This window comes from Streptomyces sp. NPDC031225 (genome assembly GCF_055570355.1).
In genome coordinates this window covers 525,101-551,743 of sequence record NZ_JBVIHJ010000001.1, presented here as the reverse complement: position 1 = coordinate 551,743, position 26,643 = coordinate 525,101, and the positions used below count along the sequence as shown (strand labels likewise).

23 protein-coding genes and 1 pseudogene are annotated in these 26,643 nt (G+C 70.9%); 11 read left to right on the top strand and 13 right to left on the bottom strand.

Annotated features, from left to right (window positions below; all coding sequences use genetic code 11):
- Positions 1-20 precede the first annotated feature (20 nt).
- Positions 21-929 carry a S1 family peptidase gene (locus ACZ48Z_RS02535; protein WP_468733927.1) on the top strand — a complete coding sequence of 303 codons (909 nt, stop codon included), beginning with the start codon at positions 21-23 and terminating at the stop codon, positions 927-929.
- Between the two features lie 69 nt (positions 930-998).
- Here ACZ48Z_RS02535 and ACZ48Z_RS02530 read toward each other — a convergent pair whose 3' ends face one another.
- Positions 999-1,892 (bottom strand): alpha/beta fold hydrolase, encoded by an 894-nt coding sequence (locus ACZ48Z_RS02530; RefSeq protein WP_468733926.1) that lies wholly within the window; start codon positions 1,890-1,892, stop codon positions 999-1,001.
- 90 nt (positions 1,893-1,982) lie between these two features.
- Here ACZ48Z_RS02530 and ACZ48Z_RS02525 point away from each other — a divergent pair, with 90 nt between their 5' ends.
- The 4 genes from ACZ48Z_RS02525 (at position 1,983) to ACZ48Z_RS02510 (ending at position 8,821) form a co-directional block, all read left to right on the top strand.
- Positions 1,983-2,882, top strand: a complete 900-nt coding sequence (locus tag ACZ48Z_RS02525) for a slipin family protein (protein ID WP_468733998.1) — start codon at positions 1,983-1,985, stop codon at positions 2,880-2,882.
- Between the two features lie 233 nt (positions 2,883-3,115).
- Complete coding sequence (locus ACZ48Z_RS02520; protein WP_468733925.1) at positions 3,116-4,198, top strand: S1 family peptidase; 1,083 nt, start codon at positions 3,116-3,118, stop codon at positions 4,196-4,198.
- Positions 4,199-4,409: 211 nt separating this feature from the next.
- Positions 4,410-7,856, top strand: coding sequence for a DNA polymerase III subunit alpha (locus ACZ48Z_RS02515; protein ID WP_468733924.1), 3,447 nt, complete (start codon positions 4,410-4,412; stop codon positions 7,854-7,856).
- Positions 7,853-8,821 (top strand): DNA polymerase Y family protein, encoded by a 969-nt coding sequence (locus tag ACZ48Z_RS02510; protein ID WP_468733923.1) that lies wholly within the window; start codon positions 7,853-7,855, stop codon positions 8,819-8,821. Before ACZ48Z_RS02515 ends, ACZ48Z_RS02510 begins: the two co-directional genes overlap by 4 nt.
- A gap of 3 nt (positions 8,822-8,824) precedes the next feature.
- On the opposite strand, the gene ACZ48Z_RS02505 is transcribed toward ACZ48Z_RS02510, so the two are convergent.
- Positions 8,825-9,199 carry a cupin domain-containing protein gene (locus ACZ48Z_RS02505; RefSeq protein WP_468733922.1) on the bottom strand — a complete coding sequence of 125 codons (375 nt, stop codon included), beginning with the start codon at positions 9,197-9,199 and terminating at the stop codon, positions 8,825-8,827.
- Positions 9,200-9,301: 102 nt separating this feature from the next.
- Here ACZ48Z_RS02505 and ACZ48Z_RS02500 point away from each other — a divergent pair, with 102 nt between their 5' ends.
- Together ACZ48Z_RS02500 and ACZ48Z_RS02495 are read left to right on the top strand one after the other, a co-directional pair.
- Positions 9,302-9,745, top strand: coding sequence for a MarR family winged helix-turn-helix transcriptional regulator (locus tag ACZ48Z_RS02500; RefSeq protein ID WP_468733921.1), 444 nt, complete (start codon positions 9,302-9,304; stop codon positions 9,743-9,745).
- A gap of 171 nt (positions 9,746-9,916) precedes the next feature.
- Positions 9,917-10,780, top strand: a complete 864-nt coding sequence (locus ACZ48Z_RS02495) for an esterase/lipase family protein (protein WP_468733920.1) — start codon at positions 9,917-9,919, stop codon at positions 10,778-10,780.
- A 57-nt stretch (positions 10,781-10,837) separates the two neighbouring features.
- On the opposite strand, the gene ACZ48Z_RS02490 is transcribed toward ACZ48Z_RS02495, so the two are convergent.
- Entirely contained in the window at positions 10,838-11,821 is a 984-nt protein-coding gene (locus ACZ48Z_RS02490; RefSeq protein WP_468733919.1) for a lytic polysaccharide monooxygenase auxiliary activity family 9 protein, read from the bottom strand.
- Between the two features lie 140 nt (positions 11,822-11,961).
- Here ACZ48Z_RS02490 and ACZ48Z_RS02485 point away from each other — a divergent pair, with 140 nt between their 5' ends.
- Positions 11,962-12,411: a GNAT family N-acetyltransferase gene (locus ACZ48Z_RS02485; protein WP_468733918.1), complete on the top strand. Its 450-nt coding sequence runs from the start codon at positions 11,962-11,964 to the stop codon at positions 12,409-12,411.
- A 22-nt stretch (positions 12,412-12,433) separates the two neighbouring features.
- On the opposite strand, the gene ACZ48Z_RS02480 is transcribed toward ACZ48Z_RS02485, so the two are convergent.
- Positions 12,434-12,568, bottom strand: a complete 135-nt coding sequence (locus tag ACZ48Z_RS02480; protein ID WP_123759758.1) for a hypothetical protein — start codon at positions 12,566-12,568, stop codon at positions 12,434-12,436.
- A 140-nt stretch (positions 12,569-12,708) separates the two neighbouring features.
- Here ACZ48Z_RS02480 and ACZ48Z_RS02475 point away from each other — a divergent pair, with 140 nt between their 5' ends.
- Entirely contained in the window at positions 12,709-13,320 is a 612-nt protein-coding gene (locus ACZ48Z_RS02475) for a class I SAM-dependent methyltransferase (protein ID WP_468733917.1), read from the top strand.
- Here the strand turns inward: ACZ48Z_RS02475 and ACZ48Z_RS02470 are convergent.
- Positions 13,317-13,892: a ribonuclease FAU-1 family protein gene (locus tag ACZ48Z_RS02470; protein WP_468733916.1), complete on the bottom strand. Its 576-nt coding sequence runs from the start codon at positions 13,890-13,892 to the stop codon at positions 13,317-13,319. The two genes, ACZ48Z_RS02475 and ACZ48Z_RS02470, sit on opposite strands and share 4 nt — an antisense overlap.
- Positions 13,873-14,802, bottom strand: a complete 930-nt coding sequence (locus ACZ48Z_RS02465) for a GNAT family N-acetyltransferase (protein ID WP_468733915.1) — start codon at positions 14,800-14,802, stop codon at positions 13,873-13,875. The genes ACZ48Z_RS02470 and ACZ48Z_RS02465 overlap by 20 nt, the downstream gene beginning before the upstream one ends.
- Positions 14,803-14,873: 71 nt before the next feature.
- Between ACZ48Z_RS02465 and ACZ48Z_RS02460 the strand changes: the two genes are divergently transcribed.
- Positions 14,874-15,245, top strand: a complete 372-nt coding sequence (locus tag ACZ48Z_RS02460) for a GntR family transcriptional regulator (protein ID WP_328745942.1) — start codon at positions 14,874-14,876, stop codon at positions 15,243-15,245.
- A gap of 7 nt (positions 15,246-15,252) precedes the next feature.
- Here ACZ48Z_RS02460 and ACZ48Z_RS02455 read toward each other — a convergent pair.
- A pseudogene (locus ACZ48Z_RS02455) lies at positions 15,253-15,984 on the bottom strand (DUF72 domain-containing protein).
- Positions 15,985-16,012: 28 nt separating this feature from the next.
- Positions 16,013-17,107 carry a DUF5925 domain-containing protein gene (locus ACZ48Z_RS02450; RefSeq protein ID WP_468733914.1) on the bottom strand — a complete coding sequence of 365 codons (1,095 nt, stop codon included), beginning with the start codon at positions 17,105-17,107 and terminating at the stop codon, positions 16,013-16,015.
- Positions 17,108-17,274: 167 nt separating this feature from the next.
- Between ACZ48Z_RS02450 and ACZ48Z_RS02445 the strand changes: the two genes are divergently transcribed.
- Entirely contained in the window at positions 17,275-18,696 is a 1,422-nt protein-coding gene (locus ACZ48Z_RS02445; protein ID WP_468733913.1) for a GH39 family glycosyl hydrolase, read from the top strand.
- 28 nt (positions 18,697-18,724) lie between these two features.
- On the opposite strand, the gene ACZ48Z_RS02440 is transcribed toward ACZ48Z_RS02445, so the two are convergent.
- The 5 genes from ACZ48Z_RS02440 to ACZ48Z_RS02420 form a co-directional block, all read right to left on the bottom strand.
- Positions 18,725-22,564, bottom strand: a complete 3,840-nt coding sequence (locus ACZ48Z_RS02440) for a lipopolysaccharide biosynthesis protein (protein WP_468733912.1) — start codon at positions 22,562-22,564, stop codon at positions 18,725-18,727.
- Positions 22,557-23,357 (bottom strand): polysaccharide deacetylase family protein, encoded by an 801-nt coding sequence (locus tag ACZ48Z_RS02435; protein ID WP_468733911.1) that lies wholly within the window; start codon positions 23,355-23,357, stop codon positions 22,557-22,559. Before ACZ48Z_RS02435 ends, ACZ48Z_RS02440 begins: the two co-directional genes overlap by 8 nt.
- Entirely contained in the window at positions 23,350-24,339 is a 990-nt protein-coding gene (locus tag ACZ48Z_RS02430; RefSeq protein WP_468733910.1) for a glycosyltransferase family 2 protein, read from the bottom strand. Before ACZ48Z_RS02430 ends, ACZ48Z_RS02435 begins: the two co-directional genes overlap by 8 nt.
- Entirely contained in the window at positions 24,336-25,157 is an 822-nt protein-coding gene (locus ACZ48Z_RS02425; protein WP_468733909.1) for a glycosyltransferase family 2 protein, read from the bottom strand. The genes ACZ48Z_RS02430 and ACZ48Z_RS02425 overlap by 4 nt, the downstream gene beginning before the upstream one ends.
- Before the next feature lie 363 nt (positions 25,158-25,520).
- The gene (locus ACZ48Z_RS02420; RefSeq protein ID WP_468733908.1) at positions 25,521-26,642 is read right to left on the bottom strand and encodes a GNAT family N-acetyltransferase; all 1,122 of its coding nucleotides are present in this window, start codon (positions 26,640-26,642) and stop codon (positions 25,521-25,523) included.
- Position 26,643: the final 1 nt, after the last annotated feature.

Genomic DNA, 26,643 nt, shown 5'->3' with positions numbered 1-26,643 from the left:
CCCCTGGGAGGGAACGAAACGTGAGGATCAAGCGCACCACCCCCCGCAGCGGCATCGCGAGACGGACCCGGCTGATCGCCGGTACCACCGGACTCGTCGCCGCGGCAGCGATCGCGGTCCCCAGCGCCAACGCGACCGCCGCGACACCCTTCAGCACCGCCGAGCTGAAGAGCGCGAGCAGCTCGGTGCTCAAGGCCGACATCCCGGGCACCGCCTGGGCCGTCGACAGCAAGACCAACCGTGTGGTCGTCACCGTCGACAGCACGGTCTCGCAGGCCGAGATCGCCAAGATCAAGGAGCAGGCCGGCGGCAACGCCGACGCGCTCACGATCAAGCGGACCCCGGGCAAGTTCAACAAGCTGATCTCAGGCGGCGACGCCATCTATGCGAGTAGCTGGCGCTGCTCCCTCGGCTTCAACGTCCGCAGCGGCAACACCTATTACTTCCTGACCGCCGGTCACTGCACCGACGGCGCGGGCACCTGGTGGTCGAACTCCGGGCACACGGCCACCCTGGGCACGACGACCGGGTCCAGCTTCCCGACCAACGACTACGGCATCGTCAAGTACGCCACCAGCTACCCGACGTCGTCGATCTCCGGCACCGTCGGCAGCGTCGACATCACCAGCGCCGCCACCCCGAGCGTGGGCACCACGGTCAACCGCCGCGGCTCTACTACCGGCATCCACAGCGGCCGGGTCACCGCGCTCAACGCGACGGTCAACTACGGCGGCGGTGACGTCGTCTACGGCATGATCCAGACCACGGTCTGCGCCGAGCCCGGCGACTCCGGCGGCCCGCTGTACGGCAGCAACGGTGTCGCCTACGGTCTGACCTCCGGCGGCAGCGGCAACTGCTCCTCCGGCGGCACGACCTTCTTCCAGCCGGTCACCGAGGCCCTGAGCACGTACGGCGTCAGCGTCTTCTAGGACCGGAACAACGGCCCTTGTCGCAGCCGGCACCAGGTGAACCCCCGTACGCGTGTGTCGTACGGGGGTTCACCGCGGCCGGGGCGCGGTCCCCTCCGGGGCGGCGCACAGCCAGTCCAGTACGGCCGGCAGTGCCTGAAGCGCCCCGAAGTGACCGGCCTCCGGCTCCAGGACGGGCCGCACGCGGGGGATCCGGTTCGCGAGCCACTTGAAGTGGCCGGCCGGGAAGAACGTGTCCCGGGCACCGTGCCACAGCAGCACGGGCCGGGTGACGGCCGCCGGGTCGAAGCCCCAGGAGCTGAGCAGGGCGAGGTCGTCGTCGAGCCAGCCGTACGCCGAACCGCGCAGCGCCTCGCGGTAGCCGCGCAGCAGCATCTCGGCGACGGCCGGGGTGGACACGATCCGCCGGTCGGAGTCGGTGAGCCCGTCGCGGACGGAGACGAGCAGCTGGGCGGGGTCCCGGCGGATGTCGGCGGCGCGGGCGGCGAGCCGGCCGGCGAAGGCGAGCGGGTCGGTCAGCGCCAGGGTGAACTCCTCGACGTTGGACTCGGCCATGCCGTCGAACCAGCTCAGGTCCCGTGCGTCCGGCGGTGCGGGCGAGGCCAGTGCCGCCGTCCGGCGTACCCGGGAGGGCAGCAGCGCGGCGCAGGCCAGGGCGTGCGGGGCGCCGCCGGAGCGGCCCAGGACCGAGAAACGGTCGAGCCCGAGGGCGTCGGCAAGGTCCGCCACGTCCCGGGCGGTGTCGGCCACGCGCCGTCCCGGCAGGCGGTCCGAGTCGCCGTAGCCGGGGCGGTCGTAGGAGATGAACCGCGCTGCCGGGTGCGCGGCGACGACGTCTTCGGGTACGACTCCGGATCGGCAGCCCGGTGTGTCGTGCAGCAGCACCACCGGTGTGCCGTCCGGATCGCCGTACTCCTCGACCGCCAGCCGGCGGCCGTCCTGTGTCCTGATGCCGTGGACCACCTGTGTCCTCCGTCTCCCCAACGCGAACATCTCGGAGTTACCGTCGAAGTACACACCTTGAGCGCCTGGTTCGGACCCTGGGGGGCCGCAATGGTCGAGGAGCTGGTGGCGGCGGGCGCGACGCTCGTGACCGCCGGAGCGGTGTACGCGATGGCGGCTGCGCGGGTCGTCAAACAGTACGAACGGGGTGTGGTCTTCCGCCTCGGCAAGCTGCGGTCCGACGTGCGCGGGCCGGGGTTCACGATGATCGTCCCGGGCGTCGACAAGCTCCGGAAGGTCAACATGCAGATCGTGACCATGCCGGTGCCGGGGCAGGAGGGCATCACCCGGGACAACGTCACGGTGCGGGTCGACGCCGTCGTCTACTTCAAGGTGACCTCGCCGGCCGAGGCGATCGTCCGGGTGGAGGACTACCGGTTCGCGGTCGCGCAGATGGCGCAGACCTCGCTGCGGTCCATCATCGGCAAGAGCGAACTGGACGATCTGCTCTCCAACCGCGAAAAGCTCAACCAGGGGCTGGAGTTGATGATCGACAGCCCGGCCGTGGAGTGGGGCGTCACCATCGACCGGGTCGAGATCAAGGACGTCTCGCTGCCCGAGACCATGAAGCGGTCCATGGCCCGGCAGGCCGAGGCGGACCGGGAGCGGCGGGCGCGGGTCATCAACGCGGACGCGGAGCTCCAGGCGTCGAAGAAGCTGGCCGAGGCGGCCAAGGAGATGTCCGAGCAGCCCGCCGCGCTGCAACTGCGGCTGCTGCAGACGGTGGTGGCGGTGGCCGCGGAGAAGAACTCGACGCTGGTGCTGCCGTTCCCGGTGGAGTTGCTGCGGTTCCTGGAGCGGGCGCAGCCGACGGTGGCGCCCGCGCAGACCGTGGCGCCCGCGCAGGCCGTGGTGCCGCCGGCTGTTCAGCAACCGGTGCAGGAGCAACTCCCGTCTCCTGCGCCCCGTCCGGATCCCGCCCCCGAAGCATCGGATTCAAGACAGGACTAGACCTCACACACCGCTGATGGGTTACTCGCACGTAGTGTTTGCAGTGCGAATTCGCCTGGTGTGACTGTGCACGGTCAAATCGAAAGGGGCGCGCAACCGCGTTCTACGCGCGTCCTGAAGTCAACCTTGTGCGCCCCCTGGGGGGTTCGGAAGAGTAGGCGCCTGTCAACCAGCCTTCCGGTCCACGGGATCCCCCCACTTTCCTGGACCGACCCCCCACAGGAGGACGCGAGTTGAAGCACCGACGCATACCCAGGCGGCGGATCGTCGTGGCAGGCGCGGGTGTCGCCGCGCTGGTCGCCGCGGGAGTCACCTTGCAGACTGCGAACGCCAGTGAGACGCCGGCCTCGCCCGAAGTCAAGACCCTCTCGGCCCTCGCGGCCGGAAAGCTCGCCTCGACGCTCGGGGCCGACCTGGGCGCGGACGCGGCCGGGACGTTCTATGACGCGAAGACCAGGAGTCTCGTGGTGAACGTCCTCGACGAGGACGCGGCGCGGACCGTGTCGGCGGCAGGGGCCTCGGCGAGAATCGTCGCGAACTCCCTCGCCGAGCTGAAGAGCGCGCGTACGACGCTCAAGAGCGACGCGACCATCCCGGGGACGTCCTGGGTGACCGACCCGACGACCAACAAGGTCGTCGTCACCGCCGACCGCACGGTGTCCGAGGCCGAGTGGACCAAGCTCACCAAGGTGGTCGACGGGCTGGGGTCGGTGGCCGAACTCCAGCGCACGAAGGCGGAGTTCAAGCCCTTCGTCGCGGGCGGTGACGCGATCTCGGGGTCCGGCGGGCGGTGCTCGCTGGGGTTCAACGTGGTCAAGGGCGGCGAGCCGTACTTCCTCACCGCGGGGCACTGCACCGAGGCGATCTCGACCTGGTCGGACTCCAGCGGGAACGAGATCGGCACCAACGAGGTGTCGAGCTTCCCGGACAACGACTTCGGGCTGGTGAAGTACACGGCCGAGGTCGCCCACCCCAGCGAGGTGAACCTCTACAACGGGTCCGCGCAGGCGATCACCGGTGCGGCGTCGGCGACCGTCGGTCAGTCCGTGACGCGCAGCGGGTCCACGACCCAGGTGCACTCCGGGAAGGTCACCGGGCTGGACGCGACCGTGAACTACGGCAACGGCGACATCGTGAACGGGCTGATCCAGACCGATGTGTGCGCGGAGCCCGGGGACAGCGGCGGGTCGCTGTTCTCCGGCAGCAGCGCGATCGGCCTGACGTCGGGCGGCAGCGGTGACTGCACCTCCGGCGGGGAGACGTTCTTCCAGCCGGTGACGGAGGCGCTGTCGGCGACCGGGACCTCGATCGGCTGACGATCCGGCGCTGTGGAGTCCCGCCCCTTGTGCGAGGGGCGGGACTTCCGTGCGTCCAGGGCCGCCGGGCTGCTGGGCAGTGGCCGCAGGGCGGACGTTTTCGCAGGTGGGAGGCGGCCGAAGGGTTGTCGTACAAGAGTTCGATAGTTGGTCTATGGTGGAGATGGGGCAGCAAGGAACTGGTGTTCGATATTCGAGGTGGGAGGTGCGGATGCCCGGCTTCACCCATCTGCACACCGCCTCCGGGTTCTCCCTGCGCCACGGCGCCTCGCACCCGGAGCGCCTGGCCGAGCGCGCCTCCGAGCGGGGCATGGACGCCCTCGCCCTCACCGACCGCGACACCCTCGCCGGCACGGTCCGCTTCGCCAAGGCCTGCGCGAAGGCCGGGGTGCGGCCGTTGTTCGGGGTGGAGCTGGCGGTGGAGGAGACCGGGTCCGTGCGGCAGGAGCGGCGCCGCGCTCCTGTGCGCGGAGGTGCCTTCGTCGACGAGTCGACTCCCCGTGTCACCTTTCTCGCCCGGGACGGTGCCCGAGGCTGGGCCGACCTGTGCCGGCTGGTCACCGTGGCGCACTCCGGCAAGGGCGCGGAGGGCATCCCCCTGTTGCCGTGGACCGAGAACCGGGGGGACGGGCTGACCGTGCTGCTCGGTCCCGCCTCCGACGTAGGCCGTGCCCTTGCCGCCGGCCGCCCCGACCGGGCCGCCCGCCTCCTCGCCCCCTGGCGGGAGGCCTACGGCGACGCCCTGCGGCTCGAAGCCGTCTGGCACGGGCGCAACGGCACCGGGCCCGGCTCCCTGCGGCTGGCCGCCCGTACCGTCGGCTTCGCCGCCGAACAGCGGATCCGGCCCGTGCTCAGCAACGCCGTCCGGTATGCCGACGCGGGCCTGGGCCCGGTCGCCGACGTCCTGGACTCCGCCCGCCGGCTCGTCCCCGTCGGTGCCGTCGGGGAGCTGGACTCCGGCGAGGCCTGGCTCAAGGACTCCGGTGCGATGCTGGGGGCCGCCGAGCGGATCGTCGAGGCCGCGGGCTTCCGGCGCGACACCGGGTACCGGCTGCTGGAGCAGACGCAGACGGCCGCGTCCGAGTGTGTCGTGGACCCCGAGGACGACCTCGGTATCGGTACCGTCCACTTCCCCGAGGCGCGTCTCGTCGGCGTCGGCCGGCGCACCGCCCAGCGGACGCTGGCCTCGCGGGCGGCGGCGGGGATGGTGCGCAAGGGCTACGCGGGCAAGGGCGCCTACTGGGAACGGATGCACCAGGAACTGGACATCATCGCCCACCACGGCTTCGCCTCCTACTTCCTGACGGTCGCTCAGGTCGTCGACGACGTACGGGACATGGGGATCCGGGTGGCCGCCCGTGGGTCCGGCGCCGGCTCCCTGGTCAACCACCTCCTCGGTATCGCCCACGCCGATCCCGTCGAACACGGGCTGCTGATGGAGCGGTTCCTGTCCACGCGGCGGCTCGTCCTGCCCGACATCGACATCGACGTGGAGTCCGCGCGCCGGCTGGAGGTCTACCGGGCGATCATCGGACGGTTCGGCACCGAGCGGGTCGCCACCGTCGCGATGCCGGAGACGTACCGGGTGCGGCACGCGATCCGGGACGTGGGGGCGGCCCTGTCGATGGACCCCGCCGACATCGACCGGATCGCCAAGTCCTTCCCGCACATCCGGGCCCGCGATGTCCGCGCGGCGCTGGAGGAACTGCCCGAACTCAAGGCGCTGGCAGGGGAGAAGGAGCGTCACGGCAGGTTGTGGGAGCTGGTCGAGGCCCTCGACGCCCTGCCGCGCGGGATCGCCATGCATCCGTGCGGGGTGCTGCTCTCCGACGCGTCGCTGCTGAGCCGTACACCGGTCGTGCCGACCAGCGGCGAGGGGCTGCCCATGTCGCAGTTCGACAAGGAGGACGTCGAGGACCTCGGGCTGCTCAAGCTCGACGTGCTCGGCGTGCGGATGCAGTCGGCGATGGCGCACGCGGTCGCCGAGGTGGAGCGGGGTACGGGGGAGCGGGTCGACCTGGACGCGGTGCCGCCGGGAGACCCGGCGACGTACCAACTCATCCGGTCCGCAGAGACGTTGGGCTGCTTCCAGATCGAGTCGCCGGGGCAGCGGGACCTGGTGGGGCGGTTGCAGCCGGAGACCTTCCACGACCTCGTCGTCGACATCTCGCTCTTCCGGCCCGGCCCGGTCGCCGCCGACATGGTGCGGCCGTTCATCGAGGCGCGGCACGGGCGGGCGCCCGTCAGGTATCCGCACCGGGATCTGGAGCGGCCGCTGAAGGGGACGTACGGGGTCGTCGTCTTCCACGAGCAGATCATCGACATCGTCGACATCATGACCGGCTGCGGACGCGGCGAGGCGGACCGGGTGCGGCGCGGGCTGTCCGAACCGGAGTCGCAGGGGCGGATCCGGTTCTGGTTCGCGCAGCACGCGGCGGCGAACGGATACAGCGCGGAAACGATTCAGCGGACCTGGGAGATCGTCGAGGCCTTCGGGTCGTACGGCTTCTGCAAGGCGCACGCGGTCGCCTTCGCCGTACCGACGTACCAGTCGGCGTGGTTGAAGGCGCACCACCCGGCCGCCTTCTACGCGGGGCTGCTCACGCACGACCCCGGGATGTATCCGAAGCGGCTGCTGCTGGCGGACGCGCGGCGGCGCGGGGTGCCGATCCTGCCGCTGGACGTGAACCGGTCGGCGGTCGCCCACCGTATCGAACTGGTGTCTGAATCACCGAGGGTGTGGGGGCTGCGGCTGGCCCTCTCCGACGTGCACGGCATCAGCGAGGCCGAGGCGGCGCGGATCGCCCAGGGGCAGCCGTACGCCTCGCTGCTGGACTTCTGGGAGCGGGCGCGGCCGAGCCGCCCGGTGGCCCAAAGACTCGCCCAGGTAGGGGCGTTGGACGCGTTCGGCGCCAACCGGCGTGATCTGCAACTGCACCTGACCGAACTGCACCGGGGTGCGCGTGCCGGCCGCGGGAGCCAACTCCCCTTGTCCGGCGGCCGTAAGACGGCCTCGGCCGGGCTTCCCGACCTCTCCTCCGTGGAGCGGCTCAGCGCCGAACTGGGGGTGCTGTCGATGGACGTCTCGCGCAACCTGATGGACGACCACCAGGAGTTCCTGCGGGAGTTGGGCGTGGTCGGCGCACGGCGGCTGCGGGAGGCGCGGCACGGAGAGGCCGTGCTGGTCGCGGGCGCCAAGGCCGCCACCCAGACCCCGCCGATCCGGTCCGGCAAGCGGGTCATCTTCACCACCCTGGACGACGGCACCGGCCTGGTCGACCTCGCCTTCTTCGACGACTCGCACGACGCCTGCGCGCACACCGTCTTCCACTCCTGGCTGCTGCTGGTGCGCGGAGTGGTGCAGCGGCGCGGTCCGCGCAGCCTCAGCGTGGTGGGCTCGGCCGCCTGGAACCTCGCCGAACTGGTCGAACTGCGGGACGCCGAAGGCCTCGACGCGGTCGCGGCGCGGCTGGCGGAGCCGGTGCCGGTGCCGGTGCCGGAAGCGGATGGTGACGCCACCGGGGATCCGACGGGCGGCAGGCGAATCCACATGCCGACGGGATACGAACTGCATCCGTGGGCCGATCTGCGACCGGCGGGTCAAGAGGCTTCACAGGTACGGAAGTTGTGGCACCAGAGTCCGGGGAGTGCGGGATGACCATCCTCTGCGTACGTTTCCAGCTGCCGCCGACGCGGGAGGCGGCCCTGCCCGAACTGCTCGGCCTCCTGGAGGAGTTCACGCCGGTCGTCGAGGCGCTGCCACCGGACGGGGCACTGGCCGATCTGCGGGGCGCCGAACGGTACTTCAAGCGGGACGCCGTCGAGCTGGCCTCGGTGATCCGGGTCCGCGCCCTCGCCCTGCACGGCGTCGACTGCGCGATCGGCGCCGGGCCCGGACCGATGCTGGCCCGCATGGCGCTGAAGGACGCCAGGCCCGGGGTGACCTGCGCGGTCCCCGAGGACACGGCGGTGGACTTCCTCGCCGGCCGGCCCGTCGCCGCGCTCCCCGGCGTCGGCGCCGCGACCGCCCGCACCCTGTGGGAGTACGGCCTCGACACCCTGGGCCGGGTCGCCACCGCGCCCCTGTCCACACTCCAGCGCCTCGTCGGCGCGAAGGCCGGCCGAGACCTGCACGAGAAGGCGAACGGAGTGGACCGCGGCCGAGTGGTCCCGAACGGCGTCTCCCGGTCCCTCGCCACCGAACGCCCCTTCACCCGCGACGAGTTGTCGCCCGGCCGGCACCGCCGAGCCCTGCTCTCCGCCGCCGAGGAACTGGGCTCCCGGCTGCGCGCCCTCGACAAGGTCTGCCGCACCCTGACCCTCACCGTCCGCTACGCCGACCGCAGCGCGACCACCCGCACCCGCACCCTCGGTGAACCCACCGCCCACTCGGCGGCCCTGACCAGGGTGGCCTACGGCATGTACGAGGCGCTGGGCCTCCAACGGGCCCGGGTCCGTTCGATGTCCCTCCGCGCCGAGGGGCTCGACCCCGCCGAACAGGCCTCCCACCAGCTCACCTTCGACCCCGTCGACGACAAACTCCGCCGCATCGAGGAGGCCGCGGACCGCGCCCGCGCCAGGTTCGGCCCGCTCGCGGTGCTGCCGGGAACGCTGGCGGCATAGCGGTCAGTTGGCCCACGGGGGAGTGATGCGGGTGCCGTCGGCCAGTTCCGCCTCCAGGCCGATGGAGGTCGTGACCCAGGAGATCGCGGTGTGGGCGGTCGGGTTCTCGACGGCCAGGGTCGCGCCGGGGTTGATGATCACCGTGTCACCGGCGGTGATCCGGTGAGTGGTGTCGTCGAGGGTGATCAAGAGTTCGCCGATGAGCAGATGGAAGATCTCCTCGCGGTTGACGGTGTGCGCCGGCGCCTTCGTCCCCGCGGGGATCTCGCCCCGCCAGGCACAGAGCTCCTTGGCGCCGCTCAGGGGAGTGGCGTACGAGACGAAGCGGGCGCCGTGGATCTCGTGGGTGACGGCGTCGGACGAGCGGACTACGGGCATGGGTGGCCTCCGGGACTGATCGAGAGATGGTCAAGCAGGTTGACTATGTGGATTCATAGTCAAGCTGCTTGACCAATTAGTCAAGGGTGTTTCAATGCCTGAGTGCAGAACTCCGAAGCCCTCACCCTGTCCGCCGCCCTGCTCGCCGCCGCCGGCGATCTGACGCACCGCATCAACGACGGGGTCGTCGCCCGGGGGTTCGAGGCGCGGCCCGCCTGGGGTTTCGCGTTCGCGCGGCTCGCGCCGGACGGGGCGACCGCCACCGAGATCGCGACCCATCTCGGGGTGACCAAGCAGGCCGCCAGTCAGCTGGTCGACGAGATCGTGCGCAAGGGGTATGCCGAGCGGCGGCCGCATCCCGCGGACGCGCGGGCCCGGCTCGTCGTGCTGACCGAGCGGGGGTGGGCCTGCACCCGTGCGGCGGAAGAGGCCGCCGCCGAGGCCGTACGGGCGTGGGTCGACGTACTCGGTGAGAGTGAAGTGCGCGCGTTGAGCGAGCGATTGGGGCGCATTGCTCCCTATGGTCCCATCAGGCCCGCCTGGTGACGGTTCATCAGCAGATGCAGTCGACGCGGTTATCACTGGAAGTTTTTACTGACGCGTAACTTCACAAGTGCACTACTCGTCCGTAACTTTCGAATTGAACAGCATCCTCGTGATCCGGGTCACAGGGCGTAAGGCCATCGCACCTCCCTTGAGCCGCAAGGAGATCACACGATGCTGCCCTGGAAACGACTGCTCAGACCCCTCTCCGCCCTCCTGCTGACCGCCGCGGTCGCCGTCGTCCCCGCCGCCGGTGTCGCCCAGGCGGCCGACGCCCCCAGCCACGGCTGGAACGACTGGTCCTGCACACCCTCAGCCGCCCACCCCCGCCCCGTCGTCCTCGTCCACGGCACCTTCGCCAACGCCACGGACAACTGGCTGGCCCTCGCCCCGTACCTGGAGGACCGCGGCTACTGCCTCTTCTCCTTCGACTACGGTCAGCTGGCCGGCGTGCCCCTGATCCACGGTCTCGGCCCGATCGACAAGTCGGCGGAACAGCTGAAGACCTTCGTCGACAAGGTGCTCGCCGCCACCGGAGCCACCGAGACCGACCTCGTCGGCCACTCGCAGGGCGGCCTGATGCCCCGCTACTACCTCAAGTTCCTCGGCGGAGCCGCCAAGGTGAACGCCCTCGTCGGCATCGCCCCCGACAACCACGGCACCACCCTGTCGGGCCTCACCAACCTGCTGCCGTACTTCCCCGGCATCGGGGACTTCCTCACCACCAACACCCCCGCCCTCGCCGACCAGGTCGTCGGCTCCCCCTTCCTCACCAAGCTCAACGAGGGCGGCGACACCGTCCCCGGCGTCAGGTACACGGTCCTCGCCACCAGGTACGACGAGGTCGTGACGCCGTACCGGAGCCAGTTCCTCAGCGGATCCGGCGTCCACAACGTGCTGCTCCAGGACCTGTGCCCGCTCGACCTCTCCGAACACGCCGCCATCGGACTGTTCGACCGGATCGCCTTCCACGAGGTGGCCAACGCCCTCGACCCGGCGCATGCCTCCACCACCACCTGCGCGTCGGCGTTGAGTTGACCGATGCCGGGGCCTGTCCGGCCTGAGCCGCCCGACAGGCCCCGGAGTCTCACGCGCTCAACGGCCGTGCCGTCCCGCGCCGTTCACCGCACGCCGCCGGACCGAGCCGAACAGGAGCGCCGCGCCCGCCGCGAGAACGGCCGCACCGCCCATCGCGAGATACGGCGTGCTGCCGTCCCCGCCCGTCTCGGCCAGACGCGGCGAAGTCCCCGCCGCCTTCGGGTCGTTGGCCGGGGTGCTCGCGGTGTCCGCCACCGGCTCCGCCGACGTGCTCGCGTCGCTGTCGCCGTGCCCCTGGTGCTCGACCGTCGACTCCTCGGCCCCCGCCTCGATCTGCTCCTCGGAGGGAGCGGAGGCGACCGGGGCGGGGGCCGAACCGCTCGCCGCGCCACCGGAGCCGTCCCCGAACGTCACGTCCGAACAGGAGTAGAACGCCTCCGGGCTGTCAGAGCGCTGCCAGACCGCGTACAGGAGCTGCCTGCCGGAGCGCTCGGGGAGGGTGCCGGAGAACGTGTAGTAGCCGCCCGAGGCGACCGGGTCGGTGGCCGTCGCGACCGGGTGCGACAGGTCCAGGTCGTCCCAGGCGAGCGGCTGCGAGGGGTCGTAGCCCGGCTTGGTGAGGTACACCTCGAAGGTGCCCTTGTGCGGGGCGGTCACGCGGTACCTGAAGGTGTACGACCCGCCGCGCACGCTCGTCGCCGGCCAGTCGGCCCGGGCCAGGTCGAGCCCCTTGAACTCCTCGTTGTTCGCGCTGCACAGCCTGCCGTCCGGGATCAGCTCCTGGTGCCGTCCGTTCGCGTCGCCGATCCGGATGCCGTTCCAGTCGTAGAGCGCCTGGGTGCCTCCCCCAGAGGGGGTACCCCCAGCCGCGACCGCCGCCCGGCACGCGCCCGACCTCGGGTTCTCGGGACCCTCCGCGTAGCACTGGGCGACCCGGCTGACCGGGTCGCCCATCGAGCCGTGCGCGGACGCGGGTGCGACGGCCAGCACGGTCAGGGCGAGCGGGGCCACGGCGACGGCGGCCTTGCGGCGTGCGGGCATGGGGGATCTCCTCGGAACCGGAACTGACGGGTGCCGGATCAAAGAAACCGTGAAATCCCCAGCTTGGGACGGTCGGTGGCGATCTTTATGGCCCTCTTAAGGGAATGCTGAGACGCAGATCAGGTGGATAGCGTGCGCGCATGACGAACGAGGAGATCCGGCCCGCCGAAACGGCCGACGTGCCGGCCGTGAAGGCCGTGACCGACGCGGCGTTCGCGCACTACACCGAGCGCATCGGGCATGTGCCGCAGCCCATGGAGCGGGACCACGCGGCGAACGTGGCCGCGGGACAGGTGTTCGTCACGGGCGACCCCGTGAGCGGACTCGTGGTGGTCGAGGAGTACGCGGACCATCTGTATCTCGACACCATCGCCGTCCGTCCCGACGCGCAGGCACAGGGCGTGGGGGGACGGCTGCTGCGGTTCGTCGAGACACACGCGCGTGCGCGGGGGCTGCCCGAAGTCAGGCTCTGCACGAACGCGCTGATGTGGGAGAACCAGAAGATCTACCCGAAGTTCGGTTATGAGGTCGTGGAGCGGCGAGTGGACGGGCCCTACGACCGCGTCCACTACCGCAAGCGACTGGTCTGAGACGGGGGCATGGCAGGCGCCGTCAGCCGTCCGGCCACCACGTGCGGGCGATGTCCTTCCGGACCTCGGGTCGACCCGCGGGGCGTTCGTCGGCCTCCTCGCGGATCCGGCGGGCGTCCGTCCTCTTCAGGGGCTTCTGCACGGTGGTGCGGCGCATGACTGCCTCCTTCAGTGCCTACCGAGTTCCGCGTTCTCACGGAGATAGACCCTTTGGGGGAGAGTTCCTCATCGGTCCCTGATCTGTCAGTGGCGGCTGTCACGATTCGATTGTCAGTGGCGGGTGTCACTCTTGGGCGTATGGCGAAGAACAGGGACAACGGGGGCGGGGCGGCGGACGTGGACTGGGACGCCGAGGCGCCGTCCTTCGACGAGGAGCCGGATCACGGACTGCGTGACCCCGAGGTGCGCGGGGCCTGGGCCGAGCGGCTGCGCGACTGGCTCCCGGCCGGCGCGGGCGATGTCCTCGACCTCGGGTGCGGGACCGGGAGTCTGTCGCTCCTCGCGGCCGAGCAGGGACACCGTGTCACCGGGGTGGACCTCTCCCCGGCGATGGTCGAGCTGGCTCGCGCGAAGCTCGCCGGGCGTGACGCGGCGTTCCTGGTCGGTGACGCGGCGATGCCGCCGGTGGGGGAGCAGCGCTTCGACGTGGTGCTCGGACGGCATGTGCTGTGGGCGCTGCCCGATCCCGGCCGGGCGCTGCGGTGGTGGTGGGGGTTGCTGCGGCCGGCCGGGCGGCTCGTGCTGGTGGAGGGGGTGTGGGGGCAGGTCGGGATACCCGCCGACGTGGTGGCCAAGCTGGTGGAACCGCTCGGCGGCCATGTCCTCGTGGAGAGACTGTCGGAGAACTCCGTGCTGTGGGGGAAGGACGTGGACGACGAGCGGTATGCGGTGGTGGTGAGGAGCGACTAAGAGGTCGGGGGCCAGTGGTGGGTGTCGGCTGCGGGTTCGTCGTGGCCTGGCGCGTCCCGCGGCGCAGCCGCGGATCGATACGGCCCCGCGTCCCTGAAGCGGTGGGCCGAGGCCTCCAGCTCGTCCAGGGCCGTCGTCGCCGCCGACGCGGCCTCGGGGTCCCGCTGCGCCAGACCGCTCTCCTCGAACTCGTCCTCGTCCAGGCGCAGTACCTCCTGGCCGTCGGCGGAGACCCACAGGTCGAGGTCCAGGTCCTCCACGACCAGCTCGGCGCCGTCGAGAGCCGCGGGGCGGGTGATGTCGCAGTACCAGCCCTTGAGGGTGCCGTCGGGTGTGCGGACCTCCTTCACCGCGTACCAGCGGTCGCGCCAGTAGTGCTCGGTGAAGACGTCACCGGGCTCGAAGCGTACGAAGCCGAAGTCGCGTACGCCCTTGCCCGCCCAGGGGGCGCGGACGGCGACGTGGGTGCCGTCGTCGGCGAGGAGTTCGGCCTCGTAACGGATCTTCGTGCGGCCCGCCTTGACCAGGACGACGTCCAGGAGGGTCTTGGGGTCAGGTGAGTTCGCGGACATGGCGTACCTCCGTGGCGCGGATCTCGTATCCGAACCACTTGTTGATCGCGAGCATGGGTTCGTTTCCGGCGTCGTTGCCCGTGAGGGCCTCGGTGTGTCCGGCGGCGCGGGCGCGGTGCAGGGAGTGGTTCTTGGCGAGCTTGGCGAGGCCGCGACCGCGGAAGGCACGGGCGGTGCCGGTCATGGCGGTGGCGTAGCGGCCCGCGCCGTCCGTATGGGCGGCACTGAAAGCGGCGGGGCGGCCGTCGACGAGGACGATCGTGGTCAGGGCGTGGTCGAGGAGCGGGTGCTTCCAGGTCTCCTCGATCCACATGTCGTAGTCCGTGAACTCGGCGCCCACGTCGCTCGGTTCGTCCAGTGTGGTCTCCGCGTCCAGTTCGAAGAACGGGCGCGGGTCGTCCGCGAAGTCGGCGGCGGTGCGCAGTTCGACGCCCGGGGGAGGGGGCTGGAGCGGGGGCAGCGCGCCGTTCGCCAGGTCCAGGCCGAGGAAGTGGGCGGAGCGGCTGGCCCGGTAGCCGCACTGTTCGGCGAAGGCGCGGTTTCGCGGCTCGTCCAGGACCCAGGAGAACAGTCTGGTCGCGCCGTGTGCCGCCAGGTGCTCCTCGGCGGTGCGGACGAGGAGGGCGCCGGCGCCGTGCCGGGTGCGGTCCGGGCGTACGTACACGTTGAGGTAGCCCTGGCCCGGCTCCGGGCTGTCGTGGGCGAGGCCGAGCTGGGCCGTGCCGATCACCTCGCCGTCCTCCTCGGCGACCAGGGACCGGTAGCGGGCGGTGGGGTGGGTGTGGGCCAGGCGGTGCAGGACACCGGCCGGGGTCCACAGCACGAACGGGAGGGCCAGATGGCGGGCGTGGCTGAAGTTCTCGACGTCGGCCGGGTCCTGTGGGCGCAGGTCGCGCACGATCACGGTCATGAAGGCGGACGCTACGTGGGGGGCTTGCCCGGATGCCTCTCATTTTCCGGCGGGTGCGGGACAATCGGCACGTGACCCTGAAGATCCACATCGACGACAGTGCGCCGCCGTACGAACAGGTGCGGGCGCAGATCTCCGAGCAGGCGCGGGCGGGGGTGCTGCCCGTGGGGTACCGGCTGCCGACCGTGCGGGGGCTCGCCGAGTCGCTCGGGCTCGCCGCGAACACCGTCGCCAAGGCGTACCGGGCGCTGGAGAGCGACGGCGTGATCGAGACCAGGGGACGCAACGGCACGCTCGTCGCCGCGGCGGGCCCGGCCGCGGAACGGGAGCTTGCGTCGGCTGCCCAGGCGTACGTGGAGCGGGCCCGGCGGCTCGGGCTGGACGAGTCGGCGGCCCTCGCCGCCGTGCGGGACGCGCTGCGGGCGGGCTACGGGGAGGGCTGAGAGCGGGCTACGGGGAGGGCTGAGAAAGGGACCCGAACATCGTCGCGTTCCGTACCGCGGCACCGTTCGGGTCGTTGTTGAAGTACGCGTACACGTCCTCGTCCCCGGCCCAGGTCTCCGCGATCCGCTCCGCCCAGGTCTCCAGGGCCCGCCTGCCGTAGTGCGGCCACGCCTGTGCGCGGCCCTCGTGGAAGCGGACGTAGCCCCAGTCGGCGGTGCGCCACAGCGGGGTCACGGGGCGGGCCCGTACATCGGCCCAGCACAGGGCCGCGCCCCGTGATTCCAGGACCTTCCGCACCTCGGGGGTCCACCAGGAGTCATGCCGTGGCTCGACCGCGACACGAGTGCGGGGCGGGAAGCACCCCAGACAGGTGTCGAGCAGTGCCGTGTCCGCGCGCAGAGTCGGCGGCAGTTGCAGCAGCACCGGGCCCAGGCGCGGGCCCAGGCCCTCCGCGTGGCTCATCAGGCGTGCCACCGGCTCCTCGGGGTCCTTCAGACGCTTGATGTGGGTCAGATACCGGCTGGCCTTCACCGCCACCACGAAGTCCTGCGGCAGCCGGTCCCGCCACGTCTCGAAGTGCTCCCGGGTCGGCAGCCGGTAGAACGCGTTGTTGATCTCGACCGTGGAGAAGTGCGCCGCGTACTCCTCCAGCTACAGCCGCACGGGCAGGCCGGCCGGGTACAGGACGTCACGCCAGTCCTTGTACTGCCACCCGGACGTGCCGACGTGCAGGGTCATACCTCCATGAAAGCACCGGCCGCGGAGCTCAGAGGTACAGCCCGGCGTCGACGTCTCCCCGCGGCTCCGGCAGTGTCGTCGGTGACGTCCCGCGGCGCAGCGCGTACAGCTCCGCCAGCGTCGCGCCCTCGCGGCCGACGCCCTCCTCGGTGCCGAGCCAGCCCACCGCCTCCCCGCGGGTCAGCGGGCCGACCTCGATACGGGCCAGACAGCGGCCGGGGCGGACCACGGCGGGGTGCAGCCGCTCCAGGTCCTCGTTGGTCGTCACCCCCACCAGGACGTTGCGGCCCTGGCCGAGCAGCCCGTCGGTCAGGTTCAGCAGCCGCGACAGGGCCTGCCCCGCCGTGTGCTTGGCCTCACCGCGGATCAGTTCGTCGCAGTCCTCCAGGAGCAGGAGCCGCCAGCGGCCCTTGCCGGCCGCGTCCTCCTCGCCGATCGCGATGTCCATCAGATAGCCGACATCACTGAACAGACGCTCCGGGTCCAGGACGCAGTCCACCTGGCACCAGTCCCGCCAGGAGCGGGCGAGGGTGCGCAGGGCCGAGGTCTTGCCGGTGCCCGGCGGGCCGTGGAGCAGGAGCAGGCGGCCCGCGATGTTCTCCGGAGTCGTCTTCATCAGGCGGTCCATGGCGTCCGCGACCGGTGCCGTGTAGTTCTCCCGGACCTCGTCCCAGGTCCCCGCGGAGATCTGCCGGGTCGTGCGGTGCGGGCCGCGCCTGGGGGAGACGTACCAGAAGCCCATCGTGACGTTCTCCGGCTGGGGCTCCGGCTCGTCCGTCGCGCCGTCGGTGGCCTGGTCGAGGACCTTCTTGGCCAGCTCGGCGTCGGTGGCCGTGACGGTGACGTCGGCGCCGCGGTTCCAGCGGGAGATCAGCAGGGTCCAGCCGTCGCCCTCGGCGAGGGTCGCGCTGCGGTCGTCGTCGCGGGCGACGCGCAGCACGCGGGCGCCCGTCGGCAGGAGCGTGGCCCCGGAGCGGACCCGGTCGATGTTGACCGCGTGGGAGTACGGCTGCTCGCCCGTCGCGAAGCGGCCGAGGAACAGCGCGTCGACGACGTCGGACGGTGAGTCGCTGTCGTCGACGTTGAGCCGGATCGGCAACGCGTCGTGTGGGTTCGCAGACATGCGGGCCATGATCCGGCACAAGACCCCCATACGCACCCGGTTTCCGTGCCTCGCCGGTTGTGTCGCGCCCGTCCCGTGCCTCCGGTCCGTCCGCCGCCTCCTGTTACAGAGCTGTGCATCCACGACCTCTGCCCGCACAGGCGTGTTCGCGGATACCGTTGTCCTCGATGGCACGTCATGGGTGGAATTCGGGGGCACTGCGGTGGCGGCTCACCGCTCTGCTCGGTGTGGGCGCGGTGGCTCTGGCGCTGCTCGTGACCCTCCTCAACACGCTTCCGGGGAACGGCGCGGGCACCGACGGCACATCACGCAACGGCGACAGGGTCCACGGCACTCCCACGACCACGCCGGACGCCGACACCCCGGACGTGGGCTGGGGGTTCACGCACACCCAGTTCAGCGCCGACGAGGGCAGCACGGCGGCCACCGAGCGTGTCGAGGGGATGCTGGCCGACGTCGGCGGGCTGCCGCAGAACCAGGCCGTCATGGGCTGGGGAGCCGACAACCCCGAACCGGTCAAGGGGCGTTACGACTTCGAGGACCTGGACCGGCGCGTCGACTTCATCCGGGCCTCCGGCTCCACCCCGGTCATCACCCTGTGCTGTGCGCCGGACTGGATGAAGGGCGGCAAGGCGGGCGTCGGCAGTACCGACTGGAGCAAGGCAGCCCTGGAGACCGCCCCGGAACCGGAGCACTTCAAGGACTACGCCGCGCTCGCCGCGACCGTCGCCAAGCGCTATCCGGACGTACGGCACTTCATCGTCTGGAACGAGTTCAAGGGTTTCTGGAACGACGGCGAGGCCCGCTGGGACTACGAGGGATACACCCGGCTGTACAACCTGGTCTACAAGGCGCTGAAGAAGGTCGACCCCAAGATCATGGTGGGCGGGCCGTACCTCGTGATGGACAGCGTCGACCCGCGCTCCACGGACGCCTCCACGACCTTCAAGGGTCCCTGGGGCGCCATGGACCAGCGGATCCTGGACGCCTTCGACTACTGGAACCAGCACAAGGCCGGCGCCGACTTCGTGGTCGTCGACGGCTCCAGCTACACCAACGACGACGAACTGCTGCCGAACGAGTTCGCGGCCACCGACAAGTTCACCGCGGTGAGCCGCTGGGTGCGCAGGCAGACCGGCAACCTGCCGCTGTGGTGGGCCGAGTACTACGTCGAGCCCGCCGACAGCCGGGACGAACGCGAGGGCTGGTCCGAGAGCCGCCGGGTCGCGGTCCAGGCCGCCGGAATGATCGCGCTGGCCAGGGGCGGCACCACGTCCGCCCTCTACTGGAACCCGGAGAACGAGAAGGGCACGGACTGCGCGGGCTGCCTCTGGACGCCGACCAGCGGTGCGGATGGCGGCCGGGAGCTGCCCATGTTCGGTCTGCTGAGCCGCTTCGGCGCCGCGTTCCCGCCGGGCACGCGGTACCGGACGGTCCCCGTCGCCGCGGACGACGTACCCAACGTCCGGGTCCTCGCCACCGACAAGACGGTCCTGGTCGTCAACACCCTGAACCGGAAGATCAGCGCGCAGGTCGACGGCAAGCGGTTCGACATGCAGGCGTACGAGGTCAAGTGGCTCAGCCGCTGAGCCACTTGACCTCTTTCGGGCAGCGCGCCTACTTCATCGTCAGGAACCGCTGGACCAGCGCCGCCAGAAACACCGCGAGCAGCGGCAGCGAGAACCAGAAGCTGCTCTGCAGCCATCGCAACTGGCGCACACTCGGCCGCACCGCGACCCGGACCACCTCACGTGCCGACAGCAGCAGGATCAGCGCCAAGGCGGCCAGCGCACCCACCACCGACCAGGACGTCCAGGTCACCTGCGGCCCGATCGGCCCGGGGTCGGGCTGCGGGATCCTGCCCGCGGGCTGGTCCCGCAGCGCGTACATGGTCACGTCGTCGTTGCTGACGACCCGCTTGAGCTCCTTGCGGTTGTCGAGGTTCTCGATGAGCCGCGGCTCCCAGGTCCGCGAATAGCCCACGTCCAGCCGCAGATACGTGACCTGACCGACGTTGACCATCAGATACGAGTTCGGGCCCGCGTCCTTCAGCGCCTTGACCAGGCTCGACACCAGCACCGGGTCGGGCGGCGCAAGCGTCGGCACGTACGACACCTTCTCCATGTCCTTCGCGCCCCACGGCATCGCCGGCGTCACGTTGTTCACCGTGTCGTTGGACAGCCACAGCACCCGGACCGTCGGGTCGTCGTGGGCGTAGACGTAGTCCATCGCGGCGACCTCGCCGGGCTGGATCCGCTCGAACGGCTCGTTGCCCCAACGGGCCACCAGGAAGCCCCCGATGAGCAGCAGACCCGCCATGAACGCGGCCACCGGAGCGAGGCTCACCCGGTCCCGCTCACGCTCCTTCGCGGTGACACCGGTACGCGGGAACAGCGCCAGCGCCGCGAGCAGACCGGCACCCGGCAGGGCGAACATGAAGACGCGCAGCGCCATCTCGCCGCCGTACGACTGCATGCCGAAGCCGAGGAACGGGACGAAGGTGAGGACGAGCAGCGCGGCTTCCCGGTACTTGTGGTCGCGCCGCCGCCACCAGCCGTAGCAGGCGAGCGCCATGACACCGCCGGCCAGCAGGACGCGTACGTACAGGACCAGCTTGTGGGTCGAACTGCCGCCCTCGATACGGCCGGAGACCGACGAGGACACATTGCCGCCGACCCCGCCGACCCCGCCGAACAGGTCGTCGAAGTGACCCGACCAGTACGGCTCCGCCATGTAGCAGATCCAGGCGGTCACCATCACTGCGAACAGCACGGGCAGGCCCCGCAGTTCGCTGCGGCGGAAGACCACGAGCGCCGCCAGCACACCGAGCATCATGAACGGGGTGAGCTGGTGGGCCGGCACGCTCGCCGCGAACAGGCCGATCAACACCGCGAGCAGCACGGCCCGTTGGCGGCGGTCCGTCGGTTCGACCTCCGCCTCGCCGGGGCGCCTCTTCGTCCAGATCACGCGGGGTGCCCGGAACCAGACGAGCAGGACGGCCACGAACACCAGGTACAGCAGATAGGTGAAGCCCTGCGGGGAGAAGTAGTCCTGGCCCACCCAGCCGCTGAGCACGAAGATCCAGATGCCGGTCCACTTGGCCCGCCAGCTCGCCCGCATGTGCCGTACGAGCAGGAACATCGGTACCAGGTAGGCGAGTTGGATCGCGGTCGGCCACCAGCGGATCACCTCGGTGAAGTCCGTGACGCCGCAGGCCTTCGCGACGAAGGCGGCCACCGCGAAGAAGCCCGGCCAGCTCCAGCGCGCGTCCAGGTCGGGCACCGCGGAACCGGTCCGGTCGATGTAGTCGATGAACCCGAGGTGCTGCCAGGCCGTCGCGAACCGGGGCTCCGCCTCGATCACCGCGGGCAGCGCGTGCAGGGAGACCACCGTCGCCACCAGCGTGACCAGCAGCAGTGCCTTGTGCTCGCGGCCCAGCCACAGCAGCGAGGCGAACACCGCGACCAGCAGGGCCGCTCCGAGCAGGGTCGCGGGCGGCAGGACCGAGATCAGCCCGAGCCCGCCCATCCGGTCCAGGTCGGACTCGCCCAGGCGGGCCGCGGGCACCCAGTACAGCAGGAGCGCGGCGACCAGCAGACAGCCGAGGACGACTCCGCTCCGGGTGGGCCGCAGCCGTTCCCGCCACGAGAGCGGCGGGAGCGATGTCGGCGGCTGCGCGGACTCCGCCGCCTCCATGGGGACGGCCGCCTCTTCCAGTACCTCGGGTTCCTCTCCCGGTACGGCTTCCCTGCCCGCGTCGAATGTCTTCTCGAACGGTGCGTCCACCTCGGTCTCGGACGGTCCGAGGGAGGACTCGGAGCCGGGCTCCCGGTTCTCCACGGGCAGTCCGAGGTCGGGGAGTTTGCTCAGGGCCCAGGTCGGCCGGTCGCGCGCCGGCCGGTCCACGGGCGTGCCGGTGGGCGGGGTGCCGGGGCCCGGGCGTACGTCGGGGCGGCGTTCCTGGTGGTCGAAGTCGACGTGGATGCCAAGCGCGAGGGTGTCCTGGTCGAGCGCCCAGCCGGGGCGGCGGGTGCGGCCGTCGGCCGTGACCTCGCGTGCCCCGAGGTCGGCGAGGTCACCGTCGGGAGCGGCGCCCTCGGGGATCTCGGCGGCCGGTGCCTGCCGGATCGTCCGGTACAGCTTGGGCGCGGAGATCGCGACGATCACCGCGAGCGAGGAGATCTCGGCGACGCCCGCTCCGGTCAGCCCCATACGGGGCAGGAGCAGCAGGGTCAGGCTCAGCACCAGCGCGCACAACAGGCCCTGCATCCAGGCGAGTCCGGCGGTGCGGCTCTGCGCGCGCAGCATCGCGAAGTAGGTCTCCATGACGACCCTGAGCACCGCGCCCACCGCGAACCAGCGCAGCAGCGGGGTGGCCGCGTCCGCGTAGCCCTCGCCGAACACGCCGAGGATCCAGGGCGCCCCGAAGAACAGGACGGAGGCGACCGGCAGCATGATCCGGGCCATCCGCTTGAGCGCGGCACGGGTGTTGGCGGCCAGCCGCCCCGGGTCGTGCGAGCCCTCGACGGTCAGGGAGGCGCCCATGTTGATGGCGAGCAGGTTGCAGGTGCCGCCTATCGTCGTGGTGATGTAGAAGTACGCGTTGTCCTCGGAGCTGACCTGCGAGGCGATGATCACCGGGATCAGGTAGACCACGGCGAGCGAGAACAGCGAGCCTGTGTAGTCGCCGGCGAGGAAGCGTCCGATCTCCCTGAGGGACGGCGGCTCGGTGCGGTCCTCGGTGGCCTTCACATGCCGGGGCACCAGGCGGCGGAACACCAGCCAGCCCAGCGGCAGTACGGACATCGCGATGGCCGCGACCCAGGACACGAAGACTCCGGCCGTGGGGATCGCCACCGCGAAGGCGACCAGCAGTCCCAGCTTCACCGCGGAGAACACGGTGTTGCCGACCGGCACCCAGGGCGCGTTGCGCAGCCCGGTCAGCACCCCGTCCTGGAGCGTGAGCACGTTCCAGGCGACGACGGCCGCGATGAACCCGAGGCCGTTGAGGGGCCCGTGCAGGAAGCGGTACGACGGCCCCCACACGTCGAGCGTCAGCAGGAAGGCGACCGCGGCCACCGCCACGACCAGCGAACTGCCCGCGTACGTACGGAAGATGAGCCGCCCCGTGGCGCGGCCCGCCACCGGGATGAAGCGGGCCAGCGCCCCGGTCAGGGCGACGGCGGTCAGGCCCGCGAGGAACTTCATCGCGGCGATCGCGGCGGAGCCCTGGCCGACCGCGGACTCGGAGTAGTAGCGGGCGGCCGCCAGCCAGAAGCCGAGGCCGAGCACCGCGGAGATACCGGTGTTGAGCATCAGGGCGTAGGCGTTACGGAACAGCTGGTTGCCGCCGCCGGCGCCCCTGCCCAGTCCGGGCAGCCGAAGACGGCGCCCCGACTGCTCGGGCGCCTTCGCCGCGGTCGACTCGGGCTCGGTCGTGGTCGTCGTGTCAGACACGGGAACGGGAGACCTTCCGGCGGACCTGTCGTGCTCTTCGGACCAACGCGTACCCCTTGGTGAGGGCACGGTCCCTGGCGAAGTCCCGGGCGATCGCACGCCCCTGGACGAGCCGCTCGAACTCCTCGGCCGAGGTGCTACGGCGCACGGTGAGGCGGGTGAGCGCATACGGCCCCTGGCGCCGGCGTGCCAGGCCGTTGTTCACGGCGAGCGCCTGGCCGTACCCGGTCTCGCGCACCACTTCACGCACCCGGCGGCTGGAGTAGCCGTAGGGATAGGCGAACGAGACCGGTAAGGTGCCGAGTTCGTCGGTGACGATCTCCTTGGAGTGGATCAGCTCGTGGCGCAGCGCGGTGTCGTCGAGCTGGTCGAGCTCGGGGTGCGTGTGGGTGTGGCCGCCGATCTCCACGCCCGCCGCGGCGAGTTCCCGCACCTGGTCCCAGTCCAGCATGGTGTCCAGGCCGCCGCCGGTGTCGTGGGCACCCCGGATCCAGCCGGTGGAGACGAACACCGTGGCCGGGAAGCCGTGCTTGGCGAGCACGGGCAGCGCGTGGCGGTGCACGCCCTCGTAGCCGTCGTCGAAGGTGATCAGGACGGGCCGCTCGGGCAGCGGGCGGCCGTCGCGCCAACGGGCCGCGAGGTCCGCCGTCCTGACCGGGGTGAGACCCAACTCGCCGATGACCTCCATCTGTTGGGCGAAGCCCTCCGGGGAGACCGACAGCACGCGGGTGGCGTCGTTCGGGTCGGTGGCGACCGCGTGGTACATGAGGATCGGTACGGGCGGCTCAGGCATGCGTTCCCCCCTCGATCTCCGCGACCGAGAACGTTGCTCCTCCCCGCCGCGCCCGGACGCTGCCGACGACATACCCGCCGGCCGCGGTCAGCACCCCGGCGACGATCGCGCCCGCCCGGCCCGCGCCTCCCGGCCGGAACAGCGCGGCGTCCCGCAGCCCGCGCACCACCCCGGACGGCAGTACCCGGGTGGTGTAACGGCGTTCGGACTCAAGTCCCTTGTCCGCGCCGACACTTCGGGCCACCAGCGCCTTCGACAGACCCTCGGCGTACGCGCGGGTACGGAAGTAGCCGAAGTGCTCGCGTACCTCGGGCACCCGGTGGTGGATCACCGCCCGGTCGTCGATCAGCAGGACCGCGTCCGGTCTGGCCCGGCTCAGCCGGATGCACAGCTCCGTCTCCTCGCAGCCCAGCGGCCGCTTGTCGCCGTCCCGTCCGATGCCGGTGGCGAAGCCGCCGGCCGCGTCGAAGGCACCGCGACGGAAGGAGGCGTTGCCGCCGAGGACGTTGCGCACCCGTACCCGGCCGGGCGGGATGCCCTTGTAGGTGCAGCCGACCACCCAGTCGAACTCCTCCGGGAACCAGGCCGGCCGGCGGCCCGACGCCCAGATCGGCACCGTACGGCCGCCCACCGCCATGACCCGCGGGTCGGTGTAGGCCGCCGCGAAGTGGCGCAGCCAGTCGCGCTCGGCGACGGCGTCGTCGTCGAGGAAGGCGATCACCTCGCCGCGCGAGGCGGCGATCCCGGTGTTGCGGCCCGCGGACAGGCCACGGGGGCCCGCGTTGGCGAACACGCGGACCTCCCCGACTTCCTTGTACTCCTTGGTCAGTCGATCCAGCAGCGCCGGATTGTGGTCGACGACCAGCAGCGTCTCCAGGGCCGTGTACGACTGCGTCCGCACCGAGGCGACCGCCGCGAGGATGTCCTCCCAGCGGTCCTCGGTGTACACGCAGATCACGACGGAGATGTCGGGATCGCTCAAGACACCTCTCCCCGGCCCGGGCCGAGCATCGGCGAGTGGTGGATACGACGGCGCAGCGCACGCCGGTTGGACCGCTCCCCGAGGATCACGTTGAGCACCCGGAACCCGTCCCGGACCGCCCGCAGGTTGCTGGCGCCGTGGATGCGGAGGTACTCGTAGCTGGGGATCTCCTGCACCTTGAGCCCGGCCTTGACCACCCGGATGTTCATCAGGGTCTCCACCTCGAAGCCCGTGCAGTCGAGGTCGATCTTGTCGAGGCAGTGCCGCCAGAACGCGTTGTACCCATAGCAGAGATCCGTGTAGCGGGCGCCGAACTTGCGGTTGACGATGGTGCACAGCGCCCAGTTGCCGAGCTTGCGGATGAAGGTCATGTCGTCGGTGCCGCCGCCGTTGGCGAAGCGCGACCCCTTGGCGAAGTCCGCGCCCGAGACGAGGGCGGAGACATAGGAGACGATCTCGTTGCCGTCGGCCGAGCCGTCCGCGTCGATCATGACGACGATGTCACCGGTGCAGGCTTCGAACCCGGTGATCAGCGCGTCCCCCTTGCCCTTGCCGTGCTGCTTCACGACCTTCACCTCGGGCCACAGCCCGCGGGCCACCGCGACGGTGTCGTCGGTGGAGTTGCCGTCCACGAGAACCACTTCGTGGATCCAGTCCGGCAGGGTCTTGAAGACGTACGGAAGGTTCTCCGCCTCGTTCATGGCGGGTATGACCACGCTCACCGGTGGCGCTATGGCCAGGTGAGTGGAGATCGGTCGGTACCGGTCGACTACTGGCGCATCCTGGCCCGTAGTCGCCGGGCGCAGAACTGAACTCATGAGTCTGGTTCCCTCTCGTCCGGTGGACCGCCCGCCCCTGGGCGGTCCGGCTTTTAACTCCGGTTCGAAAGGGGGGTTCTCACTCAGGGCATGCCGGAAGGAATCTCCGTACCCGCTGGGTGAGCTGGCAAAGCTGGCCGACCACCGTCGTGCTGTGCCTGTTTCAAGAAAACGACAGCCGGTCGCGCGGCACGACTCGGTCACCTGTACGGCCACCGAGCACGGCACCCCCCTACCGCGCCCCGCGTCCCCCGTCGCGGTTCTTGAGCCCTCCCCTAGAGCCGCTCGATGACGGGACGAAGCGGGTGTGATGTATGACGGTATTGACGATTGGACCCCTATGGCAAGACCTGGAACGAGGCCTCACGTTTTTGTTGGTTTGACCGTTACAGACGGGACCGTGCGGATCTTTCCCACCTTCTTCAGCAGTCTGTCGGCGGGTTCGAACAGCTCCGGCCGCGTCACCACGGCGTTGCGCAGTGCCCGTACCGGCACCCGGCGGACGCGGTGTACTGCCGCGACCGGGTGCCGACGGGTCACCCACCCCTCCGACACGGTCAGTTCCCGTGTCTTCAGGGAGTCCTTGTACTCCTTGTGGCCCCGACCCAGATCGAGGTACGCGATGCCGTCGGCGGCGGCCGCCTCGGCCATGCGCAGATGCAGGATCAGGCCCGGCGAGTACGTCGCGTACTCCGGGTCGTACGCAGGGAACCAGCAGGCCAGCACGCGCTCGGTGCGCAGCCCGAAGTGGGCGGCGACCGGCTTCCCGTCGGCGTACAGCACCGACAGGATCCCGGCGAACGACTCGGAGCGGGTGTGGAACAACTGCCGCACGATCCCGGAGATCCACTCGTGCGCGAAGCGGTCGCTGCGGCCGGTCCTGCGGTACTGGGCGGACTTCCAGCCCATCAACGTGCGCAGAACGGCCGGATCGCGCTCGTCGTGGACGTAGCGCACCTCGCTCGCGGCGCGGTGCAGTCTGCGCTCCTTGGCGAGGGTGGTGCGGGTGAACTTCGGTGAACGCTTGCGCAGTTGGGCCAGATACGTCTCGTAGCCCTGGTCCACGTCCAGTACGGGTGAGGCGAAGCCGCGGGAGGCGCCCGTCTCGAACGGCCCCTGCTCCTGCACCAGATGGTCGAACTCCCACACGGCGAGCCCGCAGGCCCGCAGCAACTCCCGTGCGTCCCAGGTGAATCCGGGCCGGTGCACCAGACCCTGGGCGTCCGAGATGCCGAGCCCCACGGCCCGGCCGACGCCGGCGGCGGTGCGCTGGAACGGGAAGAACGCGGCGGGCTCGCCCCGCTCCCGTACCACCGCGATCCGCACGCCCCGTCTGTACCGGCCCACCGCCAGCGCGAACTCGGGGGACAGGAACGGGTTCGCCAGCCCGGGTGAGCCCTGGAGATGGGCCTTGGACTGCAGGGCCGTCCATGCCGCCCGGTCGGCGGCACTCAGCTCGCCGGGTCGGTACACGTCGAGGTCCATG